Annotated in this window: 21 protein-coding genes; 15 read left to right on the forward strand and 6 right to left on the reverse strand. The window is 40.5% G+C overall.

Going from position 1 to position 23,711, the window contains the following annotated elements; translation table 11 throughout:
• Positions 1–85 precede the first annotated feature (85 nt).
• The 8 genes from ptsG (at position 86) to MKZ05_RS06795 (ending at position 9,537) form a co-directional block, all read left to right on the forward strand.
• Positions 86–2,185 (forward strand): glucose-specific PTS transporter subunit IIBC, encoded by a 2,100-nt coding sequence (gene ptsG / locus MKZ05_RS06760; RefSeq protein ID WP_003210849.1) that lies wholly within the window; start codon positions 86–88, stop codon positions 2,183–2,185.
• A 93-nt stretch (positions 2,186–2,278) separates the two neighbouring features.
• Complete coding sequence (locus MKZ05_RS06765) at positions 2,279–2,545, forward strand: phosphocarrier protein HPr (protein WP_003211078.1); 267 nt, start codon at positions 2,279–2,281, stop codon at positions 2,543–2,545.
• Entirely contained in the window at positions 2,545–4,263 is a 1,719-nt protein-coding gene (gene ptsP, locus MKZ05_RS06770; protein WP_106029802.1) for a phosphoenolpyruvate--protein phosphotransferase, read from the forward strand. Before MKZ05_RS06765 ends, ptsP begins: the two co-directional genes overlap by 1 nt.
• A gap of 97 nt (positions 4,264–4,360) precedes the next feature.
• Positions 4,361–4,603 (forward strand): transcriptional regulator SplA domain-containing protein, encoded by a 243-nt coding sequence (locus MKZ05_RS06775; protein ID WP_044331928.1) that lies wholly within the window; start codon positions 4,361–4,363, stop codon positions 4,601–4,603.
• Positions 4,604–4,685: 82 nt separating this feature from the next.
• The gene (gene splB / locus MKZ05_RS06780) at positions 4,686–5,714 is read left to right on the forward strand and encodes a spore photoproduct lyase (RefSeq protein WP_309216606.1); all 1,029 of its coding nucleotides are present in this window, start codon (positions 4,686–4,688) and stop codon (positions 5,712–5,714) included.
• Positions 5,715–5,829: 115 nt separating this feature from the next.
• Positions 5,830–7,791: a methyl-accepting chemotaxis protein gene (locus MKZ05_RS06785; RefSeq protein ID WP_212045809.1), complete on the forward strand. Its 1,962-nt coding sequence runs from the start codon at positions 5,830–5,832 to the stop codon at positions 7,789–7,791.
• Positions 7,792–7,865: 74 nt separating this feature from the next.
• Positions 7,866–8,651 carry an SDR family oxidoreductase gene (locus MKZ05_RS06790; RefSeq protein ID WP_106029799.1) on the forward strand — a complete coding sequence of 262 codons (786 nt, stop codon included), beginning with the start codon at positions 7,866–7,868 and terminating at the stop codon, positions 8,649–8,651.
• Between the two features lie 13 nt (positions 8,652–8,664).
• On the forward strand, positions 8,665–9,537 hold the full coding sequence (locus MKZ05_RS06795) for an NAD(P)-dependent oxidoreductase (protein ID WP_003211880.1): 873 nt from the start codon (positions 8,665–8,667) through the stop codon (positions 9,535–9,537).
• A 39-nt stretch (positions 9,538–9,576) separates the two neighbouring features.
• Here MKZ05_RS06795 and MKZ05_RS06800 read toward each other — a convergent pair whose 3' ends face one another.
• Positions 9,577–10,371 carry a CAP domain-containing protein gene (locus tag MKZ05_RS06800; protein WP_339161953.1) on the reverse strand — a complete coding sequence of 265 codons (795 nt, stop codon included), beginning with the start codon at positions 10,369–10,371 and terminating at the stop codon, positions 9,577–9,579.
• A 336-nt stretch (positions 10,372–10,707) separates the two neighbouring features.
• On the opposite strand from MKZ05_RS06800, the gene MKZ05_RS06805 reads away from it, so the two are divergent.
• Complete coding sequence (locus MKZ05_RS06805; protein ID WP_050945152.1) at positions 10,708–12,834, forward strand: penicillin-binding protein 2; 2,127 nt, start codon at positions 10,708–10,710, stop codon at positions 12,832–12,834.
• A gap of 155 nt (positions 12,835–12,989) precedes the next feature.
• Entirely contained in the window at positions 12,990–14,819 is a 1,830-nt protein-coding gene (locus MKZ05_RS06810) for a PAS domain-containing sensor histidine kinase (protein ID WP_137054703.1), read from the forward strand.
• A gap of 25 nt (positions 14,820–14,844) precedes the next feature.
• On the opposite strand, the gene MKZ05_RS06815 is transcribed toward MKZ05_RS06810, so the two are convergent.
• Positions 14,845–16,014 carry an aminotransferase A gene (locus tag MKZ05_RS06815; protein ID WP_137054702.1) on the reverse strand — a complete coding sequence of 390 codons (1,170 nt, stop codon included), beginning with the start codon at positions 16,012–16,014 and terminating at the stop codon, positions 14,845–14,847.
• Positions 16,015–16,306: 292 nt separating this feature from the next.
• Between MKZ05_RS06815 and MKZ05_RS06820 the strand changes: the two genes are divergently transcribed.
• Positions 16,307–17,191: a cation diffusion facilitator family transporter gene (locus MKZ05_RS06820; protein ID WP_137054701.1), complete on the forward strand. Its 885-nt coding sequence runs from the start codon at positions 16,307–16,309 to the stop codon at positions 17,189–17,191.
• Between the two features lie 61 nt (positions 17,192–17,252).
• Here the strand turns inward: MKZ05_RS06820 and MKZ05_RS06825 are convergent, their stop codons facing one another.
• A complete protein-coding gene (locus tag MKZ05_RS06825; RefSeq protein ID WP_170965990.1) occupies positions 17,253–17,405 on the reverse strand; it encodes a hypothetical protein in 153 nt (50 codons plus the stop codon).
• A gap of 301 nt (positions 17,406–17,706) precedes the next feature.
• Here MKZ05_RS06825 and MKZ05_RS06830 point away from each other — a divergent pair, with 301 nt between their 5' ends.
• The 3 genes from MKZ05_RS06830 (at position 17,707) to MKZ05_RS06840 (ending at position 20,664) form a co-directional block, all read left to right on the forward strand.
• Positions 17,707–18,246, forward strand: a complete 540-nt coding sequence (locus MKZ05_RS06830) for an RDD family protein (RefSeq protein ID WP_003211813.1) — start codon at positions 17,707–17,709, stop codon at positions 18,244–18,246.
• A 125-nt stretch (positions 18,247–18,371) separates the two neighbouring features.
• The gene (locus MKZ05_RS06835) at positions 18,372–19,682 is read left to right on the forward strand and encodes an MFS transporter (protein WP_339161955.1); all 1,311 of its coding nucleotides are present in this window, start codon (positions 18,372–18,374) and stop codon (positions 19,680–19,682) included.
• A gap of 73 nt (positions 19,683–19,755) precedes the next feature.
• Entirely contained in the window at positions 19,756–20,664 is a 909-nt protein-coding gene (locus MKZ05_RS06840) for a chemotaxis protein (RefSeq protein WP_003212225.1), read from the forward strand.
• Positions 20,665–20,697: 33 nt separating this feature from the next.
• On the opposite strand, the gene MKZ05_RS06845 is transcribed toward MKZ05_RS06840, so the two are convergent.
• Both MKZ05_RS06845 and MKZ05_RS06850 read right to left on the reverse strand, forming a co-directional pair.
• Positions 20,698–21,159, reverse strand: a complete 462-nt coding sequence (locus tag MKZ05_RS06845; protein ID WP_012009774.1) for a YkyB family protein — start codon at positions 21,157–21,159, stop codon at positions 20,698–20,700.
• 225 nt (positions 21,160–21,384) lie between these two features.
• Entirely contained in the window at positions 21,385–22,278 is an 894-nt protein-coding gene (locus MKZ05_RS06850) for an AraC family transcriptional regulator (RefSeq protein WP_339161957.1), read from the reverse strand.
• Between the two features lie 112 nt (positions 22,279–22,390).
• On the opposite strand from MKZ05_RS06850, the gene MKZ05_RS06855 reads away from it, so the two are divergent.
• Complete coding sequence (locus MKZ05_RS06855; RefSeq protein WP_003211579.1) at positions 22,391–23,287, forward strand: DMT family transporter; 897 nt, start codon at positions 22,391–22,393, stop codon at positions 23,285–23,287.
• A gap of 195 nt (positions 23,288–23,482) precedes the next feature.
• On the opposite strand, the gene MKZ05_RS06860 is transcribed toward MKZ05_RS06855, so the two are convergent.
• A complete protein-coding gene (locus MKZ05_RS06860; RefSeq protein ID WP_050945147.1) occupies positions 23,483–23,698 on the reverse strand; it encodes a hypothetical protein in 216 nt (71 codons plus the stop codon).
• Between the last annotated feature and the right edge of the window lie 13 nt (positions 23,699–23,711).

A 23,711-nucleotide genomic window follows, 5' to 3' on the forward strand; every position in this document is an offset into this window, starting at 1 on the left:
GAAATGTAAACGGTTAACTATGAAATGTATGTCAGGGAGCGTCCCGCTTGTATGTTGTAAGCGAAAATAAAAGGAGGTTCAACTAGTGTTTAAATCACTTTTTGGTGTGTTGCAAAAAATTGGACGAGCACTTATGCTTCCAGTTGCGATCCTTCCTGCTGCTGGTATTTTACTAGCACTTGGGAATGCGATGCAAAATCCGCAGCTGATCGATGTGGCTCAATTTTTAAGCAATGATACAATTCAGCTTGTTGCAAGCGTCATGGAAAATGCGGGGAACATTGTCTTCTCGAATCTTCCGCTCTTATTTGCTGTAGGGGTTGCCATCGGTCTTGCTAATGGAGACGGTGTGGCAGGGATTGCCGCAATTATCGGTTATCTTGTCATGAACGTAACGATGAGTGCCGTATTAATGGCCAACGGATCCATTCCATCCGATTCAATCAAATTGGCTAAGTTCTTTAAGGAAAGCCACCCAGCATATGTTAATATGCTCGGCATACCGACCTTGTCTACCGGAGTTTTTGGCGGGATTATTGTCGGGGTATTAGCAGCTTATATGTTTAATAAATTTTACAAAATTGAGCTTCCGCAATATCTTGGCTTCTTTGCCGGTAAGCGTTTTGTTCCAATTGTTACATCTATTTCAGCACTTATTTTAGGGCTTTTGATGCTAGTCATTTGGCCGCCAATCCAAGGTGCACTGAACTCATTTTCAACAGGACTGCTTGCAGCGAATGAGCCGCTTGCTGCCTTTGTATTCGGTGTCATTGAACGCTCATTAATTCCGTTTGGTCTGCACCACATATTCTACGCGCCATTCTGGTATGAGTTCTTTAGCTATAAGAGCTTATCAGGAGATATTATCCGTGGTGATCAGCGTATCTTTATGGCTCAAATCAAAGATGGTGTTCAGCTGACAGCTGGTACATTCATGACAGGGAAATATCCGTTCATGATGTTTGGTCTCCCAGCAGCAGCACTTGCGATTTACCATGAAGCAAAACCAAAGAATAAAAAGCTTGTCGCAGGAATTATGGGATCAGCAGCCCTGACTTCTTTCCTAACAGGGATTACTGAACCACTTGAATTCTCATTCTTGTTTGTTGCACCAGTGTTATTTGCAATCCACTGTGTATTTGCTGGATTATCCTTTATGATAATGGATATTCTAAACGTGAAAATCGGTATGACCTTCTCAGGAGGATTAATCGATTTCTTCTTATTCGGTATCTTGCCAAACAGAACCGCTTGGTGGCTTGTGATTCCAGTTGGTCTCGCACTTGCTGCTATTTATTACTTCGGATTTAGATTCGCCATTCGCAAATTTAATCTGAAAACGCCAGGCCGCGAGGATGAAGCAGCTGACGGTGCAGATAGTGCTAAGTCTGAAAAGGGTAATGACTTACCTTATGAAATTCTTGAAGCAATGGGTGACCAAGAAAACATTAAACACCTTGATGCTTGTATTACGCGTTTACGTGTCACTGTTAATGATCAGAAGAAAGTGGACAAGGACCGCTTGAAAAAGCTTGGTGCTTCAGGAGTTCTCGAAGTAGGGAACAACATCCAGGCCATCTTCGGTCCTCGCTCTGATAATTTAAAAACACAAATGCAGGACATCATTGCAGGCCGCACGCCTCGTCCAGCGAAAGATCCTTCTGCAAAAGAAGAAGTCAGCCAGCAGGTCGAAGAGGTCATTGCAAAACCGCTTCAAAACGAACTAGGTGAAGAAATTTTTGCATCACCAATTACAGGGGAGCTTCATCCGATTACAGATGTACCAGATCAAGTATTCTCAGGGAAAATGATGGGTGACGGTTTCGCCATCTTGCCAACAGATGGAACGGTGGTTTCACCGGTGAAAGGGAAGATCTTAAATGTATTCCCAACGAAACACGCAATTGGCCTACAATCTGACGGTGGACTTGAAATTTTGATCCACTTCGGTATTGATACGGTCAGCCTCAAAGGAGAAGGATTTGAAGCATTTGTACAAGAGGGAGATCAAGTAGAAATCGGTCAAAAACTCTTAGAGGTTGATATTGATAAAATTAAGTCTGAAGTACCATCTTTAATGACACCAATTGTATTTACCAACTTAAGTGAAGGACAATTTATTGACCTTCAAGAAGCCGGTGAAATCAAAGCTGGTCAAGAAAACATCATGAAAATTTCAAAATAATTTTCATAACTGCCGTTCTTGTTAGATGACAAGCTCGGCAGTATGATATAATATTGTGGATGTATTAATTGTATAAAAAGGAGATTGATAAAAATGGCTCAACAAACATTCAAAGTAACTGCAGATTCTGGAATTCACGCACGTCCTGCAACAGTACTTGTACAAACTGCTAGTAAATATGATGCTGATATCAACTTAGAATATAATGGTAAAACAGTGAACCTGAAATCTATTATGGGTGTAATGTCTCTAGGAATTGCGAAAGGTGCTACAATCACAATCTCTGCTTCTGGTTCTGATGAAAATGATGCACTTGCTGCGCTTAAAGACACAATGAAAAGTGAAGGCCTAGGCGAGTAATGCAACAACTGAAAGGAATCGGTGCTTCAGCAGGCGTTGCGATTGCAAAAGCATATCGTCTGGAAGAACCAGATTTAACAGTTCACCAAAAAGACATCAACGATCCAGAGACAGAAGTGAAGCGTTTTGAAGAAGCAATTCATGTTTCTAAACAAGAACTTGAAGCAATTAAAGAACATGCGCTAAAAGAGCTTGGCCAAGACAAAGCAGATATCTTTTCTGCACACCTTCTTGTGTTAAGTGATCCAGAGCTGCTAAACCCAGTAAAGGATAAAATCAACTCTGATAAAGTAAATGCTGAATTTGCTTTAAAAGAAACAGCGACAATGTTTGTTACGATGTTCGAAGCAATGGACAATGAATACATGAAGGAACGTGCAGCGGATATTCGCGACGTAACAAAACGTGTAATTGGACATTTGCTAGGCGTTGACATTCCGAATCCAAGCATGATTTCTGAAGAAGTGGTCATCATTGCTGAAGATTTAACTCCTTCTGATACTGCTCAGCTAAACAGACAATTCGTCAAAGGGTTTGCGACAGATATCGGCGGTCGTACTTCTCACTCAGCGATTATGGCAAGATCAATGGAGATTCCAGCTGTTGTTGGAACAAAAGAAGCAACAAAAACGGTGAAAAATGGTGATCTGATCATTGTTGATGGTATTAGCGGAGACGTCATCATTCAGCCTTCTGAAGATGAAGTGAAAGCGTATCAAAAAAAGCATGAAGACTATTTAGCTAAAAAAGCGGAATGGGCGAAACTGGTTGACCAGCCAACGGTCACAAAAGACGGCGTTCACGTAGAGCTAGCTGCAAATATCGGAACACCTGAAGATGTAAAAGGTGTGCTTGAAAATGGCGGCGAAGCAGTCGGATTGTACCGTACAGAATTTTTATACATGGGCAGAGATCAGCTTCCTACAGAAGAAGAGCAGTTCGATGCGTATAAAACTGTTTTAGAGAAAATGGAAGGCAAAGCAGTGGTTGTCCGCACACTAGATATTGGTGGCGATAAAGAACTCCCTTACTTGCAGCTTCCAAAAGAAATGAACCCGTTTCTTGGCTTTAGAGCGATCCGCCTTTGCCTCGAAGAACAGGAGATTTTCAGAACACAGCTACGCGCCTTACTTCGTGCAAGTACATATGGAAACTTGAAAATCATGTTCCCTATGATCGCGACGTTATCAGAATTTAGAGAAGCAAAAGCCATTTTACTTGAAGAAAAAGAAGCATTGGTTGCCGCTGGTACAGACGTATCCGATTCCATTGAAATCGGTATAATGGTAGAAATTCCATCAACAGCTGTCATTGCAGACCAATTTGCAAAAGAAGTGGATTTCTTCAGTATTGGAACGAATGACTTGATTCAATACACAATGGCTGCTGATCGAATGAACGAACGAGTGTCTTATCTTTACCAGCCTTACAATCCAGCGATTTTACGTCTGATTACGCTTGTTATTGAAGCAGCGCATAAAGAAGGTAAATGGGTTGGCATGTGCGGAGAGATGGCAGGAGATGAAATCGCAATTCCTCTTCTTCTTGGATTAGGATTAGATGAATTCTCAATGAGTGCAACATCTATTCTTCCAGCAAGAACTCAGCTAAGCAAGCTTTCTAAGGAAGAAGCTGCATCATTTAAAGAGCATATTTTATCACTTAGCACGACAGAAGAAGTGGTTGATTTCGTGAAGAAAACGTTTCAACATAACTAAGTGAATTCAAACCAGACAGTAACCCTGTCTGGTTTTTTTGTCGAATTTTATCATATTGGGTCATATCCGTCAGAGAGAAGGGCATTCTATAAGAAAAATGGAGGTGACCAGATTGCCTTTCTCAGACTATAAACCGGGTGATCAAGTATATGTGATTTATCGAAATCCACATGCAGCAAACGTAGCACAAATCAAAGAAGCAGAAATCGTTTCACATCCATACAACGAAGAGGAGCTTGCCCTATTCTTACTTGAAACGTACCATCCTTTAGCTCCAGATGATGCGGTCTTTCCGACATATGAAGAAGCAGAAGCTCTTTATCAAGATTTATTTGAATAAGGGAGATTTTAGAAAGGATAAAAGCCATCTTGCACGGTTAAAGTAACGGTATGAAAACCTATAAGGTAAGGATGTGCTAAATATGATCAAACCTTTTGTGCCCCAGCTTGTGTACATTGAACCACGGGCGTTAGAGTACCCGTTAGGACGAGAGCTGAAGGAAAAGTTCGAGGGGATGGGTATTGAAATAAGAGAAACGACTTCACATAACCAAGTAAGAAATATTCCGGGTAAAAATGACTTACAAAAGTATCGTAATGCGAAATCAACGCTTGTCATTGGTGTGAGGAAAACGTTGAAGTTTGATACGTCTAAACCATCTGCGGAGTATGCGATCCCATTTGCAACAGGCTGTATGGGGCATTGCCATTATTGCTACCTGCAAACGACGATGGGAAGTAAGCCATACATTCGAACATATGTGAATGTTGAAGAAATATTAGATCAGGCGGAGCAGTACATGAATGAGCGTGCGCCGGATATCACGAGATTCGAAGCTTCTTGTACGTCAGATATTGTAGGAATTGACCATTTGACACATACACTAAAGAAAGCGATTGAATACTTCGGCCAAACTGATCTTGGTAAGCTTCGCTTTGTGACCAAATTTCATCATGTCGATCATTTACTTGATGCAAAGCATAATGGCCGGACAAGATTCCGTTTTAGCATCAATGCGGATTATGTCATTAAATATTTCGAACCTGGAACATCACCGCTTGATCAGCGGATTGAAGCGGCTGTCAAGGTCGCAAAGGCAGGCTATCCTCTTGGCTTTATTATTGCCCCAATTTACATTCATGAAGGCTGGCAGGAAGGGTATAAAGTTCTTTTTGAAAAGCTAGATGCAGCCCTTCCTGAAGATGTGAGGCACGATATCACCTTTGAAATGATCCAGCATCGTTTTACAAAACCAGCGAAGCGTGTCATCCAAAAAAACTATCCGAAATCAAAATTAGAATTAGATGAAGAAAAAAGAAGATACAAGTGGGGTAGATATGGGATTGGGAAATATATCTATCAAAAAGATGAGGAACAAGAGTTAAGGCGGACTTTAGAATCATATATTGATCGGTACTTTCCGTCTGCGAAAATTGAATATTTCACTTAAAGCAAGCCTTTAGGGCTTGTTTTTTCTATTTAAATTTTCTTGCAACTATTGAATGCGGTATCAATTTTGCCGATATACAAAATAAGATACGAAAGTAGGATGTAGGGGTGATGAGATGTTTAAGAAACTTCAAGTGAGAATAGCTGTTTTTATCTCAGTTATTTTAATATTAACCGTTGTGGCAGTTCAAGTGGGTTCCAACATAGTATTGAGACCACTCATTGAACGGGATGCAAAAACGACTACAGCAGCAACAGCAGAAAGCATGAGAGATATTATTGCTCAAAAGCTTGATAATTACGGGGATACAATAAACAGACTGGCAACAAGTACACTGACAAAAGATTTTGCCCAAAAGCAAACAAAACAAACATTAGCCTTTGAAAACGATGAACTAAAAGGCTTGCAGGAGCAGGATGAACTGATCTCACTTGCCTATATAGGAACAAGTGGCGGCAAAATGTTTGCCTTCCCAGAATCTGATTTTGGCGAGGGATATGATCCAACAAAGAGAGATTGGTTTATTAATTCTGCTGAAAAGCCTGATGAAGTCATCTGGACAGATCCGTACATTGATAAAGCAACGAATGAAATGGTTGTCTCAGCCACCAAGGCAATTGTGCGAAATGGAAAGGTTGTTGGCGTCGCAGGACTTGATTTAAAGCTGTCTTCCATTCAATCATATATTAAGGAACAAAAGATCCCTTATATGGGAACTGCTTTCTTAGTTGATGGCAAAGGAACGATTTTGGCACATCCAACTGAGCAAGGAAAAAACATATCAAAAATTGCTTCTGTAAAAAAAGCGATCGACAATTCCGGTATTGATGATAATAAAGAACTGACGGTCATTTCTAAAATCAAAGAGGCAGACTGGACAATAGGTGTCAGCTTTGAGAAAAAGAAACTGCTTTGGATCACAGAACAAATGAATCAGACGAGCATCATTATTTCAGTGATTGCCATTATTCTTGCGATCATTCTCAGTTTCTTATTAGCAAAAAGCATTACAACGCCAATCAAGCGTCTGATCGAGCATGTGCGTAAAGTATCTGAAGGTGATTTAACCAGCTCACTTGAAACGAAATCTCAAGATGAGATTGGTTTCCTAACAAAGAGCTTTAATCAAATGACCGAAGGAATTAGAGAGTTAATTGAAAAAGTGAAAGGGGCTTCAGACCAAGTAGTGACATCAACTGATGAAGTCACACAAATTTCAAATGAAACCTTGCTGTCGAGCGAACAGATTGCAACCGCCATTCAAGAGGTGGCTACAGGGGCATCTAAGCAGGCATCAGATGCAGAAACAATTAATGAGAAATCAGAGCAATTGTATGAGAAAGTGCGCCATATGGGTGAGCTTGCCTCACAAATGCAAACCAACTCAAAATCATCTGAGGATGCAAGCTATAAAGGGCTTGATGCACTTGGTGTGCTCGTTCAAAAATCAACACAAGCGAACGAAGAATCGAAAAAGGTAGAGCAAATGCTGCTAGACCTTGAGCATAAAACGAAAAATATCGAAAACGTGGTGACAGCCATTTCTCAAATCTCGGATCAAACGAATTTACTTGCACTGAATGCAAGCATTGAAGCAGCGAGAGCTGGAGAAAGCGGACGAGGATTTGCTGTTGTTGCAGAAGAAGTCAGAAAGCTTGCTGAACAATCTGCGCAATCAACAAAACACATTAGTGAAACCGTCAAACTCATTCAAAATGAATCGAAGAAGGCGGCTGAAGCGATGACAGCAGCAAGTAAGATGAATGAGGAACAAGGTGACGCCATTAATGCAACAGGTGAGGCACTGAGCAGCATCACAATGGAAATGCAGGCACTTGTCGGTACAATCGACAGCATTCATACACAGATCAATGAAATGACAGAAGAACAGCAGAAGATGAGTGACTCCATTCAAAGCATTGCTGCAATTTCAGAAGAATCGGCGGCTTCAGCTGAGGAAGTGCATGCGTCTACAGATGAACAAGTCCAAGTTTTAGAAAGAACGAAAACCTCGACTGAAATGCTGAACGAATCCAGCAATGCATTACGTCAAGCAGTAGATCGGTTTAAGCTGTAAAGAAGCGAAAAGGAACCTTGCGACGTGAGCAAGGTTCTTTTTGTATGATAAAATAAAGCAAAGGAGGTGTTGACATGAATGTCAATTTATCTGGAAAAAAAGCATTGGTCGCTGCAAGTAGTCAAGGTATCGGAAAAGCGATTGCCTTTGCTCTAGCAAAAGAGGGAGCAGATGTGATGCTTTCAGGAAGACATGAGCACACGCTGACAGAAACGGTGAAAGAATTATCTCCGCTTGTAAAAGGAAAGCTGACTTATCAAGTATGTGATGTGTCTGACGCGCAGCAAATCAAGGCGCTAGTTCAAGCGGCAGCTGGTGATGAGAAGTGTGTAGACATTCTTGTGAACAATACAGGCGGGCCTAAAACAGGGACGCTTGAAACCTTAACAGATGAAGACTGGATGGAATCATTTCAGCTTCATTTACTCAGCTATATTCGATTATTAAAAGAGGCCTTGCCTTATTTGAAAAAACGCGGTGCACGCGTGTTAAACATTGCGTCTATGTCAGTAAAAGAACCGATCCCAGGCTTGATGCTGTCAAATACTTTTAGACCGGCTATTGCCGGCTGGACAAAAACAGCCGCTCAGGAGCTTGCTAAGGATGGGATTTTGATTAATACGTTAGCCCCAGGGAAAATTGAAACAGACCGTGTCAAACAGCTCGACAAGCACCGCGCGCAGGCAGAGCACCAAACGGTTGAAGAAATCAAAGCACAGGCTGAACGTACGATTCCGCTTGGCCGTTATGGGCAGCCAGAGGAATTTGCAGCATATGCAGCCTTTCTTTTATCTGAAGCCAATACATACATGACAGGTCAAACACTTATCATTGATGGTGGATTGACAAAGTCTCTTTAAGGAGGAACAAGTGATGACACAAATCAAAACAGTTGGTTTTATTGGAATTGGTGTAATGGGACGCAGTATGGCAGAACATTTAATGGATGCAGGTTATGAAGTTCTCGTTTATACAAGAACAAAAGCGAAAGCAGATGCACTCATTCAAAAAGGCGCATCATGGAAGCCGGAAGTGAAGGAAATTGCACAACATGCAGATGCTGTCATCACAATGGTAGGATATCCATCAGATGTAGAAGAAATCTATTTAGGTGAAGAGGGGCTTGTGGCACATGCTACGCCTGGTACTTATCTGATAGATATGACGACATCGAAGCCTCAGCTGGCAAAAGAAATTGAAGTGAAAGCGAAAGAAAAAGGGCTGTTTGCATTAGATGCACCAGTTTCTGGCGGAGACGTAGGTGCAAAAAATGCAACGCTTGCCATTATGATTGGCGGAGAAAAATCAGCCTATGAAGCGTGTTTGCCCTTATTTGAGAAAATGGGCGAAAACATTCAATATCAAGGACCTGCAGGAAGCGGCCAGCATACCAAAATGTGTAACCAAATTGCGATTGCAGCAGGCATGGTAGGTGTCGCAGAGGCTATGGCCTATGCCGAAAAATCAGGACTTGATCCAGAGCACGTGCTCAAAAGCATCACAACGGGTGCGGCAGGAAGCTGGTCCTTGTCAAACCTTGCACCAAGAATGCTGAAAGGTGATTTCGAGCCAGGGTTCTACGTGAAGCATTTTATTAAAGATATGGGCATTGCACTTGAAGAAGCAGAGCTGATGGGAGAAGAGATGCCTGGGCTCTCACTTGCGAAGTCACTTTATGAGAAGCTGCGCGAACAGGGCGAAGAAAATAGCGGCACACAAAGTATATATAAATTATGGGTGAAATAAAAAAGCCTGTCCTACTTCGGGACAGGCTTTTTAGATAACTTATTTTCCGATGAAGTGCTGCGTCCAGTAGTTGCCAGATTTCACATAACCAACACCGATATGTGTATAGTTTTTGTTTAAGATATTGGCTCTATGACCTTCACTGTTCATCCAAGCAGTCACCACTTCCTGTGGAGATCTTTGACCTTGGGCAATGTTTTCACCTGCTGTTTTGTAAGTGATCCCGAATTTCTTCATTTGATCAAATGGAGATCCGTAAGTTGGGCTTGTATGAGAGAAATAGTTTTTATCTTTCATATCTTGAGATTTTGCGCGAGCAGATTTGCTTAGTTTTGAATCAACAGAAAGTGCTTTTAATCCTTGCTTTGCACGCTCTTTGTTTGTAAGCTCAACGACTTCTTTTTCAAATGCATTCAAGCTGCTGTCTGCTTTTGCTGTCGTTGTGTCTTTTTGATCAGCTTTTGTATTGTTGTTTGTATTTTGTTTTGCTGGCGCACTTGGTTTAGAAGCAGTAGGTTTTTTCACTGATTCTTGTTTTTGTTCATTTTTTGCTTTGTTTACTTCTTTTACCACTTTTGTGCCAGTAACAGGTTGACCGCTTTTGATCAGCTTGTTTAAAAGAGCTTCGATCTCTTTTTGATTCGACTTGCTTAGCTTGTTTACATCTGAAGAGATATGTAATTTTGTAGCTAATGTATGAAGATCAATGGTTTGATGCTGTACATGTATTACTTGTTTCAGGTTAAGCTCCTTCGCATCAGCTGAATGTCCCCCAGTGAACGTGATGAGTGCAGCAGCCGTTAGCGCTGAAAAAAAGAATGATTTCTTCTTCATATTGTAACTCCTCCTAAAATCTTTGTTTTGTTTTCTCACAGAAAATCATAACATGGACTTTTTGTTATAAACGTACCAGCATCCTCCATTGACAATGCCTGTTTGTCATTTTTGTTAAAGTCACAAAAAAAACCGCCTCATATCAAAGGATAGGGAATTCTTCCATTTAATGAAAACGACATAAACATACCAATATTTTAAAGTGTTAGTATATTTTTTTGCATAATAGGGATTGACAGCTTTTTTTCGCTTGTTTCGCTGTAACAACTATTACAAAAGTGTTACAATAATGAGTGGTAATTGTAAAAGATTGAAAGGATGAGAGGAGCTACATAAGTGGGAGAGAAACAGCATCAAGGTGGTGCCGAGCAGAAAAAATTCAAGCGCCGGAACGCCTGGAGGATTAATCTCTTTTTCTTCGCTGTCTTTAGTTTGTTTGCTGTGCTTGTGATCAAGCTTGGTGTACTGCAAATCGTCAATGGTGAGGATTATAAAAAGCAGGCTAACCGAACAGAGGTCAAAACAGCATCATACCCGTCACCAAGAGGAAAAATGTATGACGCGAGAGGAAGAATCGTCGTTGATAATGAAAGTGTACCTGCCATCGTTTATACATCAGAAAGCGGTGTAAAAGCGAAGGATAAGATTAAGGTAGCAAGAAAACTTGCGACTTATATAAAAATGGATACTGATTTTTTGAGAGAGCGTGACATTCGAGATTTTTGGCTGGCAAGCCATCCGAAAGAAGCGGATAAGCTCATTTCAAAAGCAGAGCAAAAGAATCTTAAAGCAAAAGATGTCTATCCGCTTCAAGTAGAGCGCGTGCCTAAGGAAGAGGTCAAGGCGATCGAAAAAAATGCAGAGGAAAAAGCAGTTGCAGCGATCTATCGTCGATTTACAGGCGGATATGCCTTTGAGCCTCAAATCGTGAAAGCAATGGACCCAAATGAAGAGAAAAAAGGGGACGAAAAAGTTGCTTTACTCGATGAAACAAAAGAGTCAAAGCAGGCATCATCTGTGAGTTTGACCTATGAAGAGATTTCACTTGTATCAGAGCATCTTGATGAACTACCTGGTGTGAATGTCATCAATGATTGGACAAGAAAATATCCGTATGAGAAGACCCTTTATAATGTACTTGGCGGTGTGACCACACCAGAGCAAGGGATTATAAAAGAGCGTGAAGATTACTATATGGCAAGAGGCTACTCACGTAATGACCGAGTAGGGAAGAGCTATTTAGAGTATCAATACGAGGATTTTCTGAACCCGGAGAAAGCGACCGTTCAATATACTCAGGTTGGCGGGAAGCTGCTCGATGAAATCAAGCGGACAGAGGGACGAAGAGGACTTGATCTTGCACTGACATTTGATATGGAGCTGCAAAAGGAAGTCGACAAGATCGTCGAATCAGAGCTTAGATCCGCTAGTGCGAGAAACTATATGATGGACCGTGCATTTGTCGTGATGATGGACCCTAACACTGGGGATGTTCTCGCGATGTCTGGCAAGAAAATGGACGGCAGAGACGTCACTGATTATGCCATCGGAACATTTACGACCCAGTACGAAATGGGCTCTGTAATCAAAGGAGCCACAGTACTTGGCGGTTATCAGGACGGAATGTCGCACAACCAATCCTATATGGATACACCGCTCTACTTTGCAGGGAGTGGTGGAAAGCCGAAACGGTCATACAAAGTTCTTGGATGGGTCAATGATCTACAGGCTCTCCAAAAAAGTTCCAACGTCTACATGTTCCAAGTAGCGATGAGAATGGCGGGCATCATTTATCAAAAGGATGGTCCGTTACCGGCAAGACCTGAGCACCTGCAAAAAATGAGAAACTACTATGCGCAATTCGGCCTCGGCGTGAAAACAGGGATCGATTTGCCGCAGGAATCAAGCGGGATGCAGACACATCCGAAGACGGTCGGCGGACTTTTGCTCGATGAAGCAATTGGGCAGTATGACACGTATACACCGCTTCAAGTTGCCCAGTACATGTCAACGATCGCCAATGGAGGAAATCGCGTTCAACCAAGAGTGGTGAAAAGCGTTCACCTTCCAACGAAGAAGGATGAAGTAGGCCCAGTCGTGAAAAAATATGAGCCGAAGGTATTGAACACGATTAACAATTCGAAAGCAGATATTGACCGCGTCAAAATGGGACTGAAAATGGTCACATCGACCGGCGGTACTGCCGCTGGCCGCTTTGGTCAGCATGATGTCTCAGGAAAAACAGGGACGGCCCAAACCTTTTACTATGGTGCTAACCGCAGCTGGTGGGGAAACCCCACTTACAATTTAACCTTTGGAGGATATTATCCATCGTCCAATCCAAAAGTAGCTTTTAGTGTCGTGACACCTTATGTCTCAGACAAAGATTCCGTCATTAAAACCATCCCAAGTAAAATTATTGATAAGTACGTTGAATTACAAAAGAAATACGAAAAGCAGTAAACAGCAGAGAGCACATCAAGAGAATGTGCTCTTTTTTGCTGAAAATATGGACGTTTCCCTCGATGACGGAAGGAAAATACGGGTTTTCTAGCGAATCTTTTTTATACATCAATCTAAGGACAACCCTAAAAAATGAAAAGGAGGGTCGGACGACGATGGAACAAAAAATGAAAGATTCGAATCAGCTTTATTCGAATATCGATTTACATGCCGTTCTTTCTTCTAATGGCCGCTTTCTCTACATTTCTTCTAACTGTAAGCAGCTTTTGCTCTATGAACAAAAGGATTTACTAGGGTGTTTTTTGAAAGACTTTGTTCATACCGAAGATCAATTTCTCGTCGAGAGTTATTTCTACAATCAGCACATGCTAGAGATTTCCCACTTTAGGCTGCTTAGAAGTGACCTAACAGCTGTATGGATTGAAGCTAGTATTGATTTTGTTGCTTGTGATGAGTTAGACAGTGAATTAAGTAGAGAAATGATCCTAAAAATGAGGGTGCTGGACGCTGAACCGCAAAAAGCAGCATTTCAAACAACATCAGAAGTGTCAGAACAGTCGTTAGGCAGTCTGCCGGCTTTCCAACATGTCAGTGAAGCTGAACAATTGATTGCCATGCTGCCAAATCCGTTATGTATTACGATTTTAGGGGAAATTGTTTATGCGAATGATGCGATGCTTCAATTAATGGGGGTATGTACAAGAGATGACATGATCGGCAAAACTGCATTTGACTTTATTGCTGAGGAGTACCATGACATTGTGAGAAGCCGAATTACAAGGCTGCAACAAGGTCTTCCAGTCGGAATGATTGAACAGATTTGGAAGCGGAAAGATGGGAGCAGCATTCATATCGAAGTGAAGTCATCACCAACGATCTATCAAAATCAGCGGGCAGAGCTTTTGCTGTTAGTAGACATCTCATCCCGTAAGAAATTCCAAACCGTTCTGCAAAAAAGCCGGGAGCGGTATCAGCTGCTCATCCAAAACTCCATTGATACGATTGCGGTCATTCACGATCACAAATGGGTGTTTATGAATGAATCAGGCATTAAATTATTTGAAGCCGAGCATTACGATAAATTAATAGGAAAAGATATTTTTCATCAAATCCATTCCTGTGACCAGCCAAAAGTGAAAAAAAGCATATCACGTATTATTGAAAGAGCATCAGATTCTGAGATTGTCACGATGAGCTGTCATACGTTTAAACACAAACTGATTTATACAGAAATGGTGTGTATCCCAACTACATTTTTTGGAGAAACAGCCGTTCAAATTATTTTAAGAGATATATCCGAACGTAAGCAGACAGAAGAGCTCATGCTCCGATCTGAAAAATTATCGATCGCAGGCCAATTGGCTGCGGGCATTGCACATGAGATCAGGAACCCATTGACTGCCATCAAAGGCTTTTTGCAGCTCATTAAACCGAAAACAAAAGATCGGGATCAATATTTCGAGATTGTTTTCTCTGAACTGAGCCGGATAGAAATTATCTTAAGCGAGCTGCTCATGCTTGCAAAACCGCAGCAAACGGCATCGATGCAGACACTTGATTTGAAAAAAATCATCAGCGAAGTCACGGCTTTATTAGAAACACAAGCGAACTTAAATGGCATTTTAATGAATACAAGTGAAATAGAAGAGGATCTCCTGATGAACGGGGATCAAAATCAGCTCAAGCAGGTGTTTATCAATTTAATCAAAAATGCCGTAGAATCCATGCCGGACGGAGGGCAGGTTGACATTACGGCCAAAGCAGAAAGAGATGGAATTCACGTCACCATTCGTGATGAAGGGGTTGGCATTCCTGAATCGGTCATGAAACGAATAGGAGAGCCCTTTTTAACGACAAAGGAAAAAGGGACTGGACTTGGCCTTATGGTGACATTTAATATTTTAGAAAATCACAACGGGACGATCCGTGTGGATAGTCATCCCGAAAAGGGCACCGTATTTCACATCATGTTTCCTGCAAAATAAAAACAACGGCAGGAGAGCCGTTGTTTCAGTCTGTTAAATGAATAGAACGCTTTTCAAGAACGAATTGTTCTAGGCGGTCAAGTCCTTCTTTCAGTGTTTCAAGTGAATAAGCATAGGATAGACGCACATACCCCTCGCCGAGTGGAGAGAAAGCAGACCCTGGTACGACAGCAAGTCTTGTACTTTCTAACAGCTCCATACAAAAATCAAAGGAACTCATCCCAAACGATTCAATGGATGGAAAAATATAAAAAGCGCCAGAAGGCTTAATGACCGGAAGCCCCATAGAAATGAGCCGATCATATACATAATCGAGCCTTTTCTTATATTGCTCTCTCATGATGAGTGCATCATCCACACCATTTGTCACAGCTTCAAGTGCCGCCTTTTGTGAGACAGCCGAGGCACAAGACACGTTATATTGATGTACTTTTAATACATGTTTAGCAATTGGAGCTGAAGCAAATAAAAAGCCAATTCTCCAACCAGTCATGCTATGAGACTTAGACAGTCCGTTAATCACAATGGTCTGTTCCTTTAAGAAAGAAGCGATTGAATGATGCGGCCGGTCAAATGTCAGCTCGCTATAGATTTCATCGGATAAAATAAAGATGTTTTTTCCTTCAAGGAGCTGGGCAATCTCGTTCAATTCTTCTTCTGAAAGCGTGACACCAGTTGGGTTTGAAGGATAAGGAAGCACAACACACTTTGTCTTTTCCGTTAATGCATCCTCAATCAGCTTGGCATTTAATTTAAAGCCAGCATTCGTTGTGTCGATATGTACGGGCTTCCCCCCGCACATTCGAATGATCGGTTCATAGCCAGGGTAGACAGGTCCAGGTAAAATCACTTCATCACCCTCTGACAAAATGGTTCGAAACGCAGCATCAATCGCTTGACTTGCACCTGTCGTCACAATGATCTCTGACTCTGCATCATAATCAAGGTTGACTTTCTTCTTGATGTAGTGCTGGATTGCTTGTCTTAGCTCTAGGAAACCAGCATTATGAGTGTACGAAGTAAAATTCTCGTCAATGGCTGCTTTTGCAGCTGTTTTGACATGATGCGGCGTATAAAAATCGGGCTGGCCTATCGTCAAAGATACGACATCCTCATATGACGATACGAGATTTGAAAATGTTCGAATGCCTGAAATTTCAATATCCTTTACTCTTGGATTCAGCAAATGCTCCATTTCTCATCACCTTAAAAATTTATGTTTTTATCCTATTTTACCATTCACTGCATAAATGTCACCTGCGAAAGGCACTGGATATCATTATCTGTAGTCTATTCTCCTATTCATCACAGCATGAGTGATATATTGAAGAAAGAGCAACATTTATTATAGCGTAACCTCACGAGAAAATACAGGCTGCGATAACATGATTAGAAAACGGCAAAACGGTGTAAACTGAAAGAACGTGAGAATCAGGGTCATGGGAATTGCTTTCATAGACATACGATCTCCTAAAGGAGGACGATAAATGGAACAATCAGCGAAGACATCAAAAATAGCGTTTCTATCCGTGATGAGTAACACATTTGTTGTCATCTTAAAAATCATTGTAGGTCTGCTCACTGGATCTGTTGCGGTTTTATCAGAAGCCATTCATTCTTTTCTCGATTTAATGGCATCTTTTATTGCATTTATCTCTGTTCGTATTTCAAGAAAGCCAGCAGATTCTAAACATCCTTATGGACATGGAAAAGTCGAAAATATTTCTGGAACGATTGAGACCTTACTGATTTTCGTTGCGGGCATTTGGATCATCTACGAATGTGTTCACAAATTAATGCATCCAGAGCCAGTCAAGCTGCCTGTACTTGGCATTGTGGTGATGCTGATAGGCGCGCTCATCAATTTTATCGTATCGAAGGTTGTGAACAAAGAGGCAGAGCGAGTACATTCTGTCGCCATGAAATCGAATGCATTGCACCTGTTAACTGATGTGTATACGTCATTAGGGGTCGCATTCAGTTTATTGCTTGTCGCATTAACCGACTGGTATTTCTTAGATCCGATCATTGGAATGATACTTGCTCTCTTTATTATGCGTGAAGCATTTAAACTCATGAAAGAAGCCTTCCCGCCGCTCGTAGACGCCCGGCTAACGCCCGAGGAAGAACAATCGATCGAAGCAATCATTCAAGGATTCAGTCAAGAATTCATCGAATATCATGACTTTCGAACAAGACGATCCGGTGCAGAGGAATATATTGATTTTCATTTGATTGTAGATGGCAAGACAACGATAGAAGATGTTCATCAATTATGTGATCGAATTGAAGAGAAGATTCAGCAAGATTTTCCGCATGCACAAATCTTTATTCATGTAGAACCTGAAAGTGAAAGAAGCACGCAAACGTAAAAAGGCGATCAACCAACTTAGGTTGTATCGCCTTTTTTTACGCTTCATCTATGAAATGAAATCAATATCCATAAGCAGTATCGTAATCTTCATACCAAGAGATATAAGCTGCGTCATCATTTGACAAATCATGCTTCATGTCTAAAAAATCAGCTTCGCAAATATCTTCAATCACAGTCATTTCATTGTTATTTAATAGTACGACAGTTCCCATCATGAACACCTTTCTTTAAAAAATCCTTGACTATTGTACCATGTGAAGAACCATTGTCAACAGCAGAATGGAAACAAGACGAAAATATCACAAAATGTTAAAAAATCAGGAGGTAAAAGAACTAGAATTACCATGATTTTCACAAATTTTCAGTATTTATTCACATAAATCATTGAGGACGAACTGATCTAAAATATATGTAAAAGTGTAAAGTTACATTGATCTTGCGATATTCATAAGATATAATAACGAATGATTATAAGAAATTTATAGAAAACATACATAATAAAGGAGAAATAGGATGGAAACAAACATAACAGAACCACACATTCAAGAAAAGAAACATCCTGAGCTAGCAGGCGTAGGCTATCGTTTTCTTGCACACCTTTTGGATGGTATCATCATCGGCGTACCATATTCTTTTATCATGTTTATTTTGGCAACACTCTTTTTTGTCTCAAGTCCAGAGGCAGCATTGATGATGGATGACGACAGCTATTACTATTCAACAACTGTTATGACAGATGAGGAATGGGCAGTGATTATGGGACTTATCTTTTTCTATATAGGAGCGATCTTGGTCGGTATTGTGGTGACATGGCTTTATTACGCCATCATGGAATCATCAAAACTGCAAGGAACGCTTGGTAAGATGGCTCTTGGGATTAAAGTGACAAGAGTAACGGGCGAAAAAGTGACATTCGGCCGTGCAACAGGTCGCTTCTTTGCAAAAGGCTTTTTGTCTCCAATCTTATATATTGGCTACATCATTGCCTTTTTCACAGAGAAAAAACAAGCACTTCACGATTTAATTGCAAGTACCATTGTTGTGAAGAAATAATGAAAAAAAGCACCTCTGCTCAATCGTAAGAGGTGCTTTTTGTATAGATTGCTTGTATGGAAGAGGGACGTATGACATAAAATAGAATGATAGTGAAAAATCAGGCAGGGAAGGGAGACAAACGATTGAAAACAGGGAAAAAGACCATGCAGAAAAAAGGGGCAGGCTTCGGTCTGTTTTTGACAGCACCCATTTTGGCCTGGGCATTGTATGACTTTGCAAATACAATATTTTCATCGAATATGATCACCATTTTCTTCCCGTTCTACTTGCAGGAAACAATCGGAGACAGTGCGAGAATGGATCAGATCGCTAGTACATTTATTTCTTATGCAAACGCACTAGCCAGTTTTTTTCTCGTCATTTTCACACCATTATACGGAGTCCTGATCGATCGTACAGGAAAAAAGAAGCGCTATATCACAGTGTTTACTCTAATATGTATAGCTTGTACATTTTTGATGGGGATCTTTGCTGGGATTGATTTCTCAAGCGAATGGTTTGGGCTGCCTGTCTCTTTATTAGCAGTGGTCACCTTGTTTGTGATTGCAAAATTCTTCTATCACTCGAGCCTAGTGTTTTATGACACCATCCTGCCCGATCTTGGGACAAAGGATGAAATACCGCTTATTTCTGGATTTGGCATTGCCGTTGGTTATTTAGGGACGCTTGTCGGTCTCACAGTTTATTTACTTGTTGGCAATGACCAATTTCATGAAGCATTTATTCCGACAGCACTATTATTCTTTCTCTTTTTCCTGCCATTTCTCTTTTTTGTAAAAGACCCTCATCCACTGCCGCAGCCAGAGAAAAAGGCGTCATTTTTCAGCGGGTATAAAGAAATTATTCGCACGTTTAAAGAGATGAAACATTACAAGCCGGCTTTTATCTTTATGATTGCTTTCTTTTTTATGAATGATGCCCTACAGACAGCGATTGCGATGATGGCGGTGTATGCCAAAATCATCATTGGCTTTACCGCTGGACAATTTATTCTGCTTTATCTTGTGTCGACCATTTCAAGTATCATTGGCTCCTTTTTATTTGGATATATCACAAAAGCGATTGGGGCAAAGCGCTCGATTACAGTCGTGTATGTGATTTTGATCGTTGCCCTGATTCTGGCTGTCTCAGCCACAACGGAATGGGTCTTCTGGGTGGCTGGCAGTTTATTCGGTATTTCACTCGGCGCAAGCTGGGGGGCATCACGAATATTGATTATTGAGCTGACACCGAAGGAAAAGAGAGGACAGTTTTTTGGTCTCTTCGCATTCTCAGGGAAGGTGTCTTCCATTATTGGACCCATCATTTATGGGTCAGTCACTCTGCTGTTTGCAGAGCACGGAAACCTCGCAAGCCGCCTTGCGCTAGGGTCTTTACTTATTCTTGCAGCGATAGGACTTGTGATTCATCAATTCGTACGAGAGAAAGCGTAAAGAAACGTCAACTTTTTACCTATGCTGCCGATATAAAAAGTACAATCTTATATTGAAGAATAGAGGGATTTCCGTGGCTTTAAACAAACAAGAAATTTTACTTGACTCTGGTACCAATGAATTGGAAATTGTGAAGTTTGAAATTGGTTCAAATCAATTCGGCATTAACGTCATGAAAGTAAGAGAAATCATCCAGCCGGTTGAGGTGACGGCAGTACCGCACTCTCATCAAGATGTAGAAGGGATGATTAGTTTACGAGGCGAGATTTTACCAGTCATCAATCTATTTTCCTTTTTTAATGTCGAGTCAGATCAGTCAGAACAAGAGAAATATATTGTGACTGAATTCAACCAACGGAAATTTGTGTTCCATACAGGAACGGTATCACAAATTCACCGCGTTAGCTGGGAAGAGATTGAAAAGCCAACTGCACTCAATCAAGGGATGGAACGTCATTTGACCGGTATCATTAAGCTTGATGAGAAAATGGTTTTCCTTCCAGATTATGAGAAAATCATTTATGATATTGAATCCGCTTCTGGAGTAGAAACGTATCATATGTTTGACGGTGAGAAAGACGAGAGAAGAACAGGGAAGAAGCTTTATGTCGTTGAAGACTCTCCGCTTCTCATGCGTTTATTAACAAATGAATTAACCGAAGCAGGCTATAAAAACATTGTGACCTTTGAAGACGGGAAACAGGCATATGACCACGTCATGGACCTTGTTAGCAAAGGAATTACTGTGACAGAAGAAATTGATATGATTATTACAGATATTGAAATGCCTAAAATGGATGGTCACCGATTAACGAAACTGTTGAAGGAAAATCCTTTAACAAGTTCCATACCGATTCTTATCTTCTCTTCGTTAATCACTGAAGATTTGCGCCATAAAGGGGAAACAATTGGTGCAGATGATCAAATTAGTAAACCAGAAATTCATCAGCTGATTGAAAAAGTCGATCACTTTATAATCTAAAGGAAAAACCACTCGTCATGAGTGGTTTTTTGTTTAAAAATAACTTTCCCCGAGTCGTTTGAAGACGGGCTTTGTATAATGTGATTTTTGTTTTGTGGCGGTAGGTTTTTCTTTTAAACCGACATACGTTTGAAGCAGTTGCTTTGCTCGGTTTAATGACATATTCGCTTTCGGATTGCGATATGATTGATTTAAATTTCCTAAGTGTGGCAAAAATTCGAAGTCTTCTTTGGTTGGTGGCAGGTGAAAATAATAATCTCCAATTTCAATCAGCACGTCGGACTGTTGTTGACTATATTTGGGATTGTTAGAGAAATGTAGGCCCACTTTTCTTCCTTTACCTTCTTGCAATAGTTTTTGCAGCGCACGTTTTTTCAAAAGATAAAGAAACTTGGGATTTGGTGCGGTTTTAGCATGGCGGTTAACAGTATAAATGGCTTTTGCGATGTTTTCTGCTGTAGGTTCTATGTCTTTAGTATGAGCATAATCGTCCATTTTTTCTCTCCTTTGTCTTTCGTCTTCCTGTGCTTAGTATAAATTATACGTTTTTATTAGTAAATTGCAAATAGACTTATTGTGAAAAGCGATAGGATTTCCATTGTTCTTATTTACAATAGCCATTCATGACGGTTCTAAAACGTGTTTGTATATAAAAATGACAGAATGGTGTGCAAAGACACTAGTATCTATCCATCATGATTTTTCTTCAATCTGTTTCAGTTACAAAGAATGCGGCGCTTTTAATTTTCTATATGCTAAAGGTGTCGTATTTTTTATTCTTTTAAACATACTAATAAAATAACTTGTGCTGTTGAAGCCGACTTTGTAAGCAATTTCTGTTATATAGAAGTCTGTTTCTTGAAGCAGGATGAGACTTTGTTGAACTCTATATTCATTCACATAATGAAGAGGTGTCTTCTTTAGAATATCTTTGAAGTATCTGCAGCATTCAGATCGGCTTAGCTGACCTGCTCGAGCGATATCTTGAAGAAGCACCTTTTCGTGATAATGCTGGTGAATCCAATTCAGCATAGGTTTCATCCGTTCATTTTTATCATGCTGCCGTGCATCATATTTTATTTGAAAGCCATTTTGTAATAAACATTTCCACATGGTGATGAGTTGAATATTGAGTTCAAGCTCATAATATGCTGGAGTTTCATCAATTAATCGCTGAATGGTTTGAATACATTGATAGATATGATTTGGCCAGTGGTCTTTTCGGTTCAATAAAATATAAGGTGTCTGACTCGCATGCATATAAGGATGAACGAAAGTGGTAAATAATTCATTGGCTGTGATGAAATGTGGGGAAATGTTTAGACAAAGATATGTACAAGTTGTCCCATTCGCATCTTTTGCCATATGCAGGAAGCCACTATTGATGAATACGCCATCTCCTTCCTTCAAACATATCGTCTCTTCATTGATGTGAAATTCAGCTTCCCCCTCTAAAATAAAAACAAATTGAAATTCGTCATGCCAGTGAAGAGGGATGTGGCCGCTTCTATGATCACAAATTTTCGTATGATAAAGAGCGATAGACCAGGTCGTAGTAGAATGCTCCGTTAATTCTTTCAAATTGTAGTCAATAAGAAAATGATGGTTGTTCATGGTTCTCCTCAATATTCTTTTATTTTTATGTTCAATTGATATATCAATATGTAACAAAGTGAACTACTATCAACTATATTATCATGATTGTTTGAGAGTTGAGGAGAACGAAATGGATAGAAATAAGGGAATTTTGCTTGTGCTGATTGGTGCCATCTGTTGGGGAGTAGGAGGAACTGTTTCACAAAAATTGTTTCAGCAATATGGGATTTATGTCAATTGGCTTGTGACTGTCAGGCTGCTTATTTCAGGTGGACTGCTTTTATTTGTTCATTTCATGACAAAAGAACGAGCGCAACTAATTGGTGTGTGGAAAAAGAAGAGGACGGCTATGCAAGTCCTGATATTTGGAGTAATGGGCATGCTAGCTGTTCAATATACTTATATGGCATCCATTCAACTTGGGAATGCAGCTGTGGCGACGCTTCTGCAGTATACGGCCCCTGTTATGATTATCATGTATTTAGTACTTCGCCGCCAATCTACTTTTACCAAAAGAGATATGCTGACGGTGTCATTGGCGTTCATGGGCATGTTTCTCTTATTGACGAATGGTTCTGTTTCAACATTAACCGTTCCATTTGTCGCAGTGGTTTGGGGAATACTGTCTGCTGTAGCGCTTTCGTTTTATACGCTATATCCAATCAATCTGTTAAAAGAATTTGATTCTTTAGTCGTTGTCGGCTGGGCGATGCTGATTGGGGGAGCCGCCCTTAGCTTAGTCCATCCGCCATGGAAGATAAATCTTTCGCATTTACCTGTTGAAGCGTATGTTTATTTATTGTTTGTTATCATATTTGGTACAATGATCGCTTTTTGGTTTTACATAGAAAGCTTGCAATATTTATCACCGAAAGAGTCAAGCTTAATTGGAAGTGTCGAGCCCCTTGCGGCAGTTGTCACGACTGTTTTTTGGTTAAAGGAGCCATTTGGTTTTTTTCAATGGGCTGGGACAGCTTGTATTGTATACATGATTTTATTCATGGCATTATATCAGCCAAAAAAATGAGAAGGAAGGGTGTTCAAAGAGAGATTTTCATTGCAAGAAGAATTGACTGGGTGAAATATATATGAAGTGAACTATTAGTTCGTGATAACTACCTATTTAAATAAATGGGTAGTTTCTCAATTTGTATTCATGTTGCGCCTGAAAATTTACCATATGCCAGACAACATGCCCGAACATATGGTTTAATCACATGGTCTATTTCTTATGACTTGAATAAGCGCAGTAGAAGCAACCATTAAAATCAGTTTCATTCGTCATTTGTTTAGCCTCATCAATGGCGCTCTCGCCACTCATGTGCAGACCAATCAATTTACGGCTTGAAGCATCACCTAAAAATGCACAATCTTCTGTATGTACAACATATTGACCTTGATCATCTTTTGTATGAATAAAATAATAACTTTTTAGCATACCCCTCACCTCC

This window comes from Bacillus sp. FSL M8-0277, from assembly GCF_037975305.1.
In the GTDB taxonomy this organism is placed as follows: Bacteria; Bacillota; Bacilli; order Bacillales; family Bacillaceae; genus Bacillus; species Bacillus pumilus.

Coding starts and splice junctions, on each gene's coding strand:
- MKZ05_RS06830 (WP_003211813.1), top strand. CDS start 17,707: ATGGAAACAAACATAACAGAACCACACATTCAAGAAAAGAAACATCCT.
- MKZ05_RS06795 (WP_003211880.1), top strand. CDS start 8,665: ATGACACAAATCAAAACAGTTGGTTTTATTGGAATTGGTGTAATGGGA.
- MKZ05_RS06785 (WP_212045809.1), top strand. CDS start 5,830: ATGTTTAAGAAACTTCAAGTGAGAATAGCTGTTTTTATCTCAGTTATT.
- MKZ05_RS06765 (WP_003211078.1), top strand. CDS start 2,279: ATGGCTCAACAAACATTCAAAGTAACTGCAGATTCTGGAATTCACGCA.
- MKZ05_RS06825 (WP_170965990.1), bottom strand. CDS start 17,405: ATGGGAACTGTCGTACTATTAAATAACAATGAAATGACTGTGATTGAA.
- MKZ05_RS06810 (WP_137054703.1), top strand. CDS start 12,990: ATGGAACAAAAAATGAAAGATTCGAATCAGCTTTATTCGAATATCGAT.
- ptsP (WP_106029802.1), top strand. CDS start 2,545: ATGCAACAACTGAAAGGAATCGGTGCTTCAGCAGGCGTTGCGATTGCA.
- MKZ05_RS06775 (WP_044331928.1), top strand. CDS start 4,361: ATGGAGGTGACCAGATTGCCTTTCTCAGACTATAAACCGGGTGATCAA.
- MKZ05_RS06790 (WP_106029799.1), top strand. CDS start 7,866: ATGAATGTCAATTTATCTGGAAAAAAAGCATTGGTCGCTGCAAGTAGT.
- MKZ05_RS06845 (WP_012009774.1), bottom strand. CDS start 21,159: ATGGACGATTATGCTCATACTAAAGACATAGAACCTACAGCAGAAAAC.
- MKZ05_RS06815 (WP_137054702.1), bottom strand. CDS start 16,014: ATGGAGCATTTGCTGAATCCAAGAGTAAAGGATATTGAAATTTCAGGC.
- splB (WP_309216606.1), top strand. CDS start 4,686: ATGATCAAACCTTTTGTGCCCCAGCTTGTGTACATTGAACCACGGGCG.
- MKZ05_RS06855 (WP_003211579.1), top strand. CDS start 22,391: ATGGATAGAAATAAGGGAATTTTGCTTGTGCTGATTGGTGCCATCTGT.
- MKZ05_RS06820 (WP_137054701.1), top strand. CDS start 16,307: ATGGAACAATCAGCGAAGACATCAAAAATAGCGTTTCTATCCGTGATG.
- MKZ05_RS06860 (WP_050945147.1), bottom strand. CDS start 23,698: ATGCTAAAAAGTTATTATTTTATTCATACAAAAGATGATCAAGGTCAA.
- MKZ05_RS06800 (WP_339161953.1), bottom strand. CDS start 10,371: ATGAAGAAGAAATCATTCTTTTTTTCAGCGCTAACGGCTGCTGCACTC.
- MKZ05_RS06850 (WP_339161957.1), bottom strand. CDS start 22,278: ATGAACAACCATCATTTTCTTATTGACTACAATTTGAAAGAATTAACG.